This window comes from bacterium, from assembly GCA_035529855.1.
Classification (GTDB): domain Bacteria; phylum RBG-13-66-14; class B26-G2; order WVWN01; family WVWN01; genus WVWN01.
The window spans coordinates 1-8,233 of sequence record DATKVX010000052.1 but is presented as its reverse complement, the minus strand read 5'-3'; the positions used below and the strand labels follow the sequence as shown (position 1 = coordinate 8,233).

The window sequence follows — 8,233 nt, the reverse complement described above, 5'->3', positions numbered from 1 at the left end:
GGCGAGATCGTCCTCTTCCGCCCGGGCGACAACGCGCGCCGCATGGCCGACGGCTGCCGGCGCCTGATGATGCCGGCGTACGACGAGGGCCGATTCGTGGACGCGGTGAAGCAAACGGCCCTCGCCAACAAGGCCTACCTCCCGACCGACGAGCAGGGCGCGCTGTATATCCGGCCCGTGATGTTCGCCTCCGGCCCGGTGCTGGGCGTCAAACCCGCCGACGAATACCTCTTCGTAGTCTTCGCGAGCCCGGTGGGGCCCTACTTCAAGGGGGGCTTCCACCCCATAAAGCTGAAGGTATCGAAGGAGTTCCACCGCGCGCCGGCGGAGGGCGTGGGCTCGGTCAAGGCCGCGGGCAATTACGCGCCGGGAATGTACCCCAACTCGCTCGCGAAGGAAGAGGGCTACGCCGAGCTCCTCTACCTCGACGTCAACCACGAGCACTTCGAGGAAGTGGGGGCGGCGAACTTCTTTTTGCGGAAAGGCGACGAGCTCGCGACGCCCTCGTTGGAGGACCTGAGCATCCTTCCCGGCTATACGCGCGAGAGCGTGCTGCAGCTCGCCGCCGACGAGGGCCTCAAAACCGCCGAGCGCGACGTGATGCTCCCGGAGATCTACGACGCCGACGAGTGTTTCTGCACCGGGACCGCCGCGGTCATCACGCCCATCGGCGTGGTGAACGTCGAGGGCGAGGACGTGACCATCGGCGACGGCGGCGTCGGCAAGTACTCGCGGCTCTTCTACGACAAGCTCAACGCCATCATGCTCAAGGAGGCGCCGGACAAGTACGGCTGGGTGATGACTATCGGGGAGAAGTAACTCCCTTGGAGCCTTACGTCGAAGCAGAAGCGGCGGGTTTTAAACCCGCCGCTTCTTTACGTAAGCGAACTCGGGGTAACGTTACCTGAACGTAAAAATGATAATGCGTCTCGTATATGACGTCGCCCTCCGGCTCCCCGGGTTCGCTGGCGGAGCCGAACTTCTCCACGCGGCGCCGTAAAAAAGGTCGGCTTAGCCGAGCCTCTCCACTTTAAAGATCACCGGCCTGAACCAATCCGTACACCCGGTAAGAACGGTCCCGGGTTGTTTGATGCCGGAGACGTGGGCGCCGTACGCCACGGTAAACATATCCTTGCGAATATCCGCCCACGCCCAGCTACAGAAACCTTCGGGCGGCGGCGCCGCCGGGTCGATTACGAATTCCTGGCCGTCCTCGAAAAGCTCGCACGGGCCGATGTCTTTACAAGAATCGTCGAGGTACTCTTCGGCCAGGTCCCGGTAGAGGTTACGCTTTAAAACGGTGATCCTGCATCGAGGGATTTCGACGCTCATCGCGAACACTCCCGTCTAATGCCGCGGCGAGACGTTTCGTCGCAACGCGGCACGGTTAACCGGCGGCCTTACCTGAACGTAAAAATGATAATGCGTCTCGTATATGACGTCGCCCTCCGGCTCCCCGGGTTCGCTGGCGGAGCCGAACTTCTCCACGCGGACGCGATACTCCTTACCGGGCTCGAGCAGCCACAACCGGTAAGTCACCTCCGGCTAGCCGTGCGCCGGCACCGGGAAGTCCCCCCGCTCCTCGCCCGCCTTGTACGTCTTCACCACGTACGCGTCGCGGCCGCGGTCCGTTCGGGTTATCTATACAACGCCCTTATCCGGCCAAGGGACGCCGGCGCGACGGCGGTTGCACCCTCGTAGCGGTAGATGTAGCCGTCGTGGCATAGAACGTAAACCTGCACCCACTGGTCGGTGGGCCACATCACGTTGGTCGCGACGCCCCAGGGCCGCGCCGGCAACGTATCCAGTACCTGCCACTCCCGATTGTAATCCCAGTATAAATAGTTGGAATTCCGGTCCACGCAGAACCAATCGTCGTACTCGAGGGCGGCCGACGCCGGCCCGGCGAAGCTTCCCAAAAGGGAGCCGGTGGTAGCGTTAAGGTTCAAGATGCGGTTCTCGTTGCGGCACGTCACGAATAGGCCCCGGCCGTGCTGCGGGTTGTAGTAGGAATACCCCAGGCCGTAGGGCGCACCGCCCGGGCACGCGAACGAACCCGCGAGCGACCCCGCGGTCGTCAGACGGTAGACGTACCGATTGATGCGGTTACTGACCCATATCGATTCGGCGCCGTAGGCGTCGTACGTAATGCCGCGCGCCCCCGACGGGACCGGTACGGTAAAGCTCCCGGTTATGGACCCGTTGTAAGCGTTTAAAGTGTAAACGGTCGGCGGGGACCCGTCCGCCAACGCGTATAAAGGTCCGTGTTCGTACGCGACATCTATAGCCCCCGGCGGCGCCGCGAACGAAGCTACCAGGCTGGGAGGCCAGGATTGCGCCCTCAACCCCACCGCCAACGCCGCGATGACTATCGCGCATAGAAATCCGCGAAACATCTCGGTACCCCCTTTTCGTCTCGAAACCCTAAACCTCGTTAAACGATAACGAGCCGCACCCTAGCGGTACAACGCCTTCACCCGACCCAGCGACGCCGGCGCCACCGCGGAATAGCCCTCATAACGGTAAATGTAACCGTTGCGGCACAAGACGAAACCTCGGACCCACTGGTCGGTGGGCCACAGGACGCCGGTCCCGACGCCGTACGGCCGGGCGGGCAACGTGTCCAGGACCCGCCACTCGCGATAGTAATCCCAGTACAAATAGTTGGAATCCCGGTCTACGCAGAGCCAATCGTCGTAGCCTATTACCGCGGACGCCGGCCCGGCGAAACTAGACAACAAAGACCCCGTCGTTTGGTTCAGTCTCACGATAAGGTTCTCATCCCGGCACGAAGCGAACAGGCCGTTACCGCGGACCGGGTTATATACGGAAAAACCCAGGCCGTAAGGTTTGCCGACGGGGCAGAGGAAAGAGCTCGTAAGCGACCCGGCGGTCGTGAACGCGTAAATGTAGCCGTTAAGCCGGTTGCTCACCCACAGGCTACTAATCGAGTAACCGTCGTACGTGAAGCCGCGCGCGCCGTTCGGTACGGCGATGGTGAAGCTCCGTACGGTGGAGCCGCGGGTCGTCAATTCATAAACCCGCGACGGCGTGCCGGGCGCGAACACGTATAAAGGGCCCCAACCTTCAAAGGCCACGTCCCGCGCCCCCGGCGGCGCCGGGAACGATTCGACCAGGCTGGGAGGCCAGGATTGCGCCCTCAACCCCACCGACAACGCCGCGATAACTATCGCGCATAGAAATCCGCGTACCATCTCGGTACCGCCTTTTCGTCTCGAAACCCTAAACCTCGTTAAACGATAACGAGCCGCACCCTAGCGGTACAACGCCTTCACCCGACCCAGCGACGCCGGCGCCACCGCGGTCCAGCCGAAGTACTGATAGATATACGCGTTGCCGCACAAGACGTAAAGGTAAACCGTTTGGTCAATCGGCCATTCCACCCTGGTTCCCACGCCGTAAACCCGCGCCGGCAAAGTGTCGAGGACGCGCCAGTCGATATAATAATTCCAATACAAGTATCGGGCGTAACGGTCGCCCGCGAAGAAATCGTCGAAAGCAACGACCGCCGTAGACGGCCCCGCGAAACTTGACAACAGCGAACCCGTAGTATCGTTTAGCCTTAATATGAGGTTTTGGTCCCGGCAAGACGCGAATAAACCTTCGCCGTGGGGTGGATAATATTCCGAGAACCCGAGGCCGTAGGGCGACCCGACGGGGCAGAGGAAAGAGCTCAGAAGTGAACCTTCCATGGTGAGTTTGTAGATATACCCGTTTAGGCGATTGCTGATAAACATCCGGTCAGGCTGGAAGCCGTTGCACGCTATACCCCGCGCGCCGGCCGGTACGGGAACCGGGAAACTCGCGTTCGTCGAACCGGTGGTCGTCAATTGGTAAACCCGGGGCGGCGTACCGTCCGTAAGGACATATAACCAACGGTATTCGTAAGCAACGTCCCAAGCTCCCGGCGGCGCCGGAAACGAGCCGACGAGCCGAGGCGGCCAGGACTGTGCTCCGGCGACCGCAACCAACGCCGCGATGACTATCGCGCATAGAAATCCGCGAAACATCTCGGTACCCCCTTTTCGTATCGAGACCCTAAACCTCGTTAAACGATAACGAGCCGCACCCTAGCGGTACAACGCCTTCACCCGACCCAGCGACGCCGGCGCCACGGTAATATATCCGTCGTAATAATAGATGTATCCGTCGCGGCAAAGAACGTGACCGAGGATACCCTCGTCGTAAGGCCGCCCGTAAATCCCAATCGCCAAGCCTAGCGGCCGGGCCGGCAGGACATCGAGGACCTCCCAAGCGCCGTAATAATCCCAATAGAGAAATCGCGTATAGCGATCGACGGCGAAGCAATAATCAAACCCGGTAACGGCCGTTGCTGGGCCGGCGAAACTCGATAAAAGCAACCCGTTCGCCGGGTCCATTCTCGCTATCAGGTTCTCGTCGCGACACGCGGCGAACAAGCCCGTCCCGTGGCGGCAAGTTTCCGAATAAGTAAGGCCATACGGCGTACCCACCGGGCATACGAAAGAACTAACTATCGAGCTCGCCATCGGAATCTCGTAGATGTAACCGTTAACGCGGTTGCTTATATATATCATACGTGTCGGATACCGAGAATACGTAATACCGCGCGCGCCCCGGGGGACCCGCACCGTAAAAGAACCGACTATCGAACCGCTCCAGTACTCGAGTTCGTAAACCGTAGGCGGATTACCGTCAACTAGGGCGGATAAATGCGAGACGCCAAGGGCGATATCCAACGCTCCCGGCGGCGCCGCGAACGAGCCGACAAGCCGCGGCGGCCATACCTGCGCGCCGGCCGCGGCCGTCAAAGCTGCAACCAACATTACTACTAACATCCCTCGTCTCATCTCTGTTCCCCCTTGCTAACGTACCACCCTACCGTTAAGAGCACCCTATCCCTTCGCCGCCCGCAAGAGCGCCACGGCCGCCACGCCCAGCGCGACGAAAACCGTCACCACGGTCCACGTCCCGCCCCCCGGTACGCAGTTCGCGAGCGCGAAGACGAAGCCGCCGATAGCCGTGACGAGCGTGAGCAGGTACGCCGCGATGGAGGCGTACGCGCTCAGCCACTCCGGCCTTATTTGGTCGGCGTAGCGCCGGCGGAGGGGCGGGAAGCCGAAGGCCGCGGCCAGGCTCGCGACCAGGCCGCCGACGTACGCCGCGGTCCGATAAGGCCGCGGCACGCTCTGCCCCGCCTCCATCCAAGACATGATAGCCCACTTCGCGACGTAGATGTAGGCGGCGAAGAGCAACAGCAACCCGGCGATAAGGGCGGCGATGACGGCGACGCTTTTCCACGACGACGTACTCGTAGTGGTCTCGCGAGACATAGCTCCTCATTCATGCCCTATCGTTGAAAGACCGGGGCGGCCGCGGCGCGTTTAAAACCCGCCGCTTCTTATCCTTTCTATTATACCGCGTTCGCCAAATCCACGCTGTTTTTTCGCGAGGTGCATCCCACCCTCGCAGGGGCCTCCGGCCTTAGTCGCCCGTGGCCACAACGGTCTCCTTCTCGAACATCAGCACGACCGTACGCCCGGGCGCGCGCGGCCGGTGCGATACGCCCTTCGGGATGACGACGCCCTGCCCCGGCTCGAGCTCCACCGTCCGCCCCTCCAAGTCTATCAGGAGTTTACCCTCGAGCACGAAAAAGAACTCGTCCTCGCGGTCGTGCTTGTGCCAGTGGAACTCGCCCTCCAGCACGGCGAGGCGCGCCACGCCGTCGTTGACGCGGCAGAGCGTCTGGTTCCACCACTTCTCGGTGCACGCGTCCGCCAGGCCGCGGGCGTCCACGACCTCCAGCGGCCCGTATTTTATGTCGGTATGAATATTGTACTCCATCGATGTTCCTCGGAAGGGGTATTTTACATCCACCCGCGGCGGCGGGTTTAAAACCCGCCGCTACTCATACTTAAATTATCCGACGCTCGGTAAATCCACGCCCTTCTCTTTCGCGACTTGTATGGCTTCCTCGTAGCCGGCGTCGGCGTGGCGCATGACGGCGGTCCCGGGGTCGTTGGTCAGGACGCGCTCGAGGCGCGCCGCCTGCTCCTTCGAGCCATCGGCCACGATGACCTGCCCCGCGTGCAGCGAGTAGCCAATACCGACGCCGCCGCCATGGTGCACGCTCACCCACGTCGCGCCCGAAACGGCGTTGAGCAGCGCGTTGAGGATGGGCCAATCGGCAATCGCGTCCGAGCCGTCGCGCATCGCCTCCGTCTCGCGGTACGGCGACGCCACCGAGCCGCCGTCGAGGTGGTCGCGGCCTATGACGAACGGCGCCTTCGCCTTCCCGGCCTTAACCAGCTCGTTCATCGCCAGGCCCATCTTGGCGCGGTCGCCGTAGCCGAGCCAGCATATCCGGCTCGGCAAGCCCTGGAACGGGACCTTCTCCTGCGCCAGCTTTATCCACCGCGCGAGCGCCTCGTCTTCGGGGAATAACTTTAAAACTTCCTCGTCGGTAGCGGCGATGTCGCCCGCGTCGCCGGAGAGCGCGGCCCAGCGGAACGGGCCCTTGCCGCGGCAGAACATCGGCCTGATGTACGCCGGGACGAAGCCGGGAAACGCGAACGCGTCCGCGACGCCGGCATGCTTCGCCTGCGCGCGGATGTTGTTGCCGTAGTCGAAGGTAACGGCGCCCTGCTTTCGCATCGCGAGCATGGCCTCGACGTGAACGGCGACGGTTTCGTACGCGCGCTTCGTGTACTCTTCCGCGTCTTTCTCCCGCAGCTCGAGCGCTTCCGCGAGCGTCATGCCGTGCGGGACGTAGCCTTTGAGCATGTCGTGGCTCGAGGTCTGGTCGGTGAGCGCGTCGGGGATTTCGCCGCGGCGCGCGAGCTCCGGGTGAACGTCGCCGGCGTTGCCTACCAGGCCTATCGACAGCGGTTCTTTTTTCTTCAGCGCTTCGTCGCGCCAGCGCAGCGCCTCGTCGACGTCGGCCGTCATCCGGTCGCAGAAGCCCTGCTCGACGCGACGCTTAATCCGCGCCGGGTCCACCTCGACGTCTATTATCACGCCCTCGTTCATCGTGACCGACAGCGGCTGGGCGCCGGACATGCCGCCCATCCCGGCCGTCAAAACCCATTTGCCGGCGAGCGAGCCGTCGAAGTGCTGGCGCGCGCACTCGGCGAACGTCTCGTACGTCCCCTGCAAAATCCCCTGCGTGCCGATGTATATCCAGGAGCCCGCGGTCATCTGGCCGTACATGATGAGGCCGCGGCCCTCGAGCTCCCAGAAGGTCTCCCAGTTGGCCCAGGCCGGCACGAGCAGCGAGTTGGCGATGAGGACGCGCGGGGCGTCCGGCGTCGTCTTGAAGACGCCCACCGGCTTGCCCGATTGGACGAGCAGCGTCTCGTCGTTCTCGAGGCGCCGGAGCGTCTCGACTATTTTATCGAAGGCCGACCAGCTGCGCGCGGCCTTGCCGGCGCCGCCGTAGACGACCAGCTCCTCGGGTATCTCGGCCACGTCCGGGTCGAGGTTGTTCATCAGCATCCGCAGCGCCGCCTCCTGGTGCCAGCCCTTGCACGATATCTTCGTGCCGCGCGGCGCCCGGACCGTACGCGGTTTGCTCTCTACCGCCATAACTATCCTCTCCTTCACCGTCAAACTGCTTACGACTGATTATAAAAACCGCCCGCGCCCAGCAGCGGCGGCCTTAAAGGCCGCCGCTCCCGCTAAAGATTAAAATAATCCAATACGCCGCTGAACGGATAATCGAATTCCCGTTCGCTCAACCCTCCCTTAACAGGATTTAAGAGTATATATTTCAATACGTTCTCGAACTCCTTTTCGCTATTTATAATGTTATCGACGTATCCGCGCTGCCACAGCGTAACGCCGGGCCGGGACTTGCGGAACGCCGCCGTCATCGGGCCCTTTTATGGAACGTACGATTCGCGGTAGCATCGCCGACCCGTGCGGCTGTACCATTAAATGAACGTGGTCCGGCATTATGCAGTAAGCATACACGTAAAAACACTCTTCCAATCTAGCGCGGATTATTATCGATAAAAGGGACGCCGTTAACGCAGGGTCTTCGAAATGTGTTACGCGATTTTTCGTATTAAAAGTAACGGCGTACGTAACCGGTTCGCCGTAATCGACTCCCTCCAGCCGCAAAGACGGCCGACCTTTATACTTGGAGTAGTCCATACTTTATAATATCATAACGGGTAATAACACGGCAGGCATAAAGCCTGCCGCTTCCTAATTATCCCCTATATCCAGAAGC

10 protein-coding genes are annotated in these 8,233 nt (G+C 61.7%); 1 reads left to right on the top strand and 9 read right to left on the bottom strand.

Translation table 11 applies throughout. The features are described from left to right. A partial coding sequence (ilvE, locus tag VMX79_05925; GenBank protein HUV86634.1) for a branched-chain-amino-acid transaminase occupies nucleotides 1-819 on the top strand: 819 nt, incomplete at its 5' end. 192 nt (nucleotides 820-1,011) lie between these two features. Here ilvE and VMX79_05920 read toward each other — a convergent pair. The 9 genes from VMX79_05920 to hutU all read right to left on the bottom strand — a co-directional run bounded on the left by VMX79_05920 (nucleotide 1,012) and on the right by hutU (nucleotide 7,584). Next, nucleotides 1,012-1,332 carry a TIGR04076 family protein gene (locus VMX79_05920; GenBank protein ID HUV86633.1) on the bottom strand — a complete coding sequence of 107 codons (321 nt, stop codon included), beginning with the start codon at nucleotides 1,330-1,332 and terminating at the stop codon, nucleotides 1,012-1,014. Nucleotides 1,333-1,347: 15 nt separating this feature from the next. Beyond that, nucleotides 1,348-1,539 carry a hypothetical protein gene (locus tag VMX79_05915; GenBank protein ID HUV86632.1) on the bottom strand — a complete coding sequence of 64 codons (192 nt, stop codon included), beginning with the start codon at nucleotides 1,537-1,539 and terminating at the stop codon, nucleotides 1,348-1,350. Nucleotides 1,540-1,637: 98 nt separating this feature from the next. Then, nucleotides 1,638-2,396 (bottom strand): hypothetical protein, encoded by a 759-nt coding sequence (locus VMX79_05910; GenBank protein HUV86631.1) that lies wholly within the window; start codon nucleotides 2,394-2,396, stop codon nucleotides 1,638-1,640. 60 nt (nucleotides 2,397-2,456) lie between these two features. After that, on the bottom strand, nucleotides 2,457-3,215 hold the full coding sequence (locus tag VMX79_05905; GenBank protein ID HUV86630.1) for a hypothetical protein: 759 nt from the start codon (nucleotides 3,213-3,215) through the stop codon (nucleotides 2,457-2,459). Nucleotides 3,216-3,275: 60 nt separating this feature from the next. Then, complete coding sequence (locus tag VMX79_05900) at nucleotides 3,276-4,031, bottom strand: hypothetical protein (GenBank protein HUV86629.1); 756 nt, start codon at nucleotides 4,029-4,031, stop codon at nucleotides 3,276-3,278. Between the two features lie 60 nt (nucleotides 4,032-4,091). Next, nucleotides 4,092-4,850, bottom strand: a complete 759-nt coding sequence (locus VMX79_05895; GenBank protein ID HUV86628.1) for a hypothetical protein — start codon at nucleotides 4,848-4,850, stop codon at nucleotides 4,092-4,094. 45 nt (nucleotides 4,851-4,895) lie between these two features. Continuing rightward, complete coding sequence (locus VMX79_05890; GenBank protein HUV86627.1) at nucleotides 4,896-5,333, bottom strand: hypothetical protein; 438 nt, start codon at nucleotides 5,331-5,333, stop codon at nucleotides 4,896-4,898. Between the two features lie 151 nt (nucleotides 5,334-5,484). Continuing rightward, complete coding sequence (locus VMX79_05885) at nucleotides 5,485-5,844, bottom strand: cupin domain-containing protein (GenBank protein HUV86626.1); 360 nt, start codon at nucleotides 5,842-5,844, stop codon at nucleotides 5,485-5,487. A 75-nt stretch (nucleotides 5,845-5,919) separates the two neighbouring features. Then, entirely contained in the window at nucleotides 5,920-7,584 is a 1,665-nt protein-coding gene (gene hutU / locus VMX79_05880) for a urocanate hydratase (GenBank protein HUV86625.1), read from the bottom strand. Nucleotides 7,585-8,233 lie beyond the last annotated feature (649 nt).

Bases quoted from the DNA above. Each gene is read 5' to 3' on its own strand.
- VMX79_05890 (HUV86627.1), bottom strand. From the start codon at position 5,333: ATGTCTCGCGAGACCACTACGAGTACGTCGTCGTGGAAAAGCGTCGCC.
- VMX79_05895 (HUV86628.1), bottom strand. From the start codon at position 4,850: ATGAGACGAGGGATGTTAGTAGTAATGTTGGTTGCAGCTTTGACGGCC.
- hutU (HUV86625.1), bottom strand. From the start codon at position 7,584: ATGGCGGTAGAGAGCAAACCGCGTACGGTCCGGGCGCCGCGCGGCACG.
- VMX79_05910 (HUV86631.1), bottom strand. From the start codon at position 2,396: ATGTTTCGCGGATTTCTATGCGCGATAGTCATCGCGGCGTTGGCGGTG.
- VMX79_05920 (HUV86633.1), bottom strand. From the start codon at position 1,332: ATGAGCGTCGAAATCCCTCGATGCAGGATCACCGTTTTAAAGCGTAAC.
- VMX79_05900 (HUV86629.1), bottom strand. From the start codon at position 4,031: ATGTTTCGCGGATTTCTATGCGCGATAGTCATCGCGGCGTTGGTTGCG.
- VMX79_05905 (HUV86630.1), bottom strand. From the start codon at position 3,215: ATGGTACGCGGATTTCTATGCGCGATAGTTATCGCGGCGTTGTCGGTG.
- VMX79_05885 (HUV86626.1), bottom strand. From the start codon at position 5,844: ATGGAGTACAATATTCATACCGACATAAAATACGGGCCGCTGGAGGTC.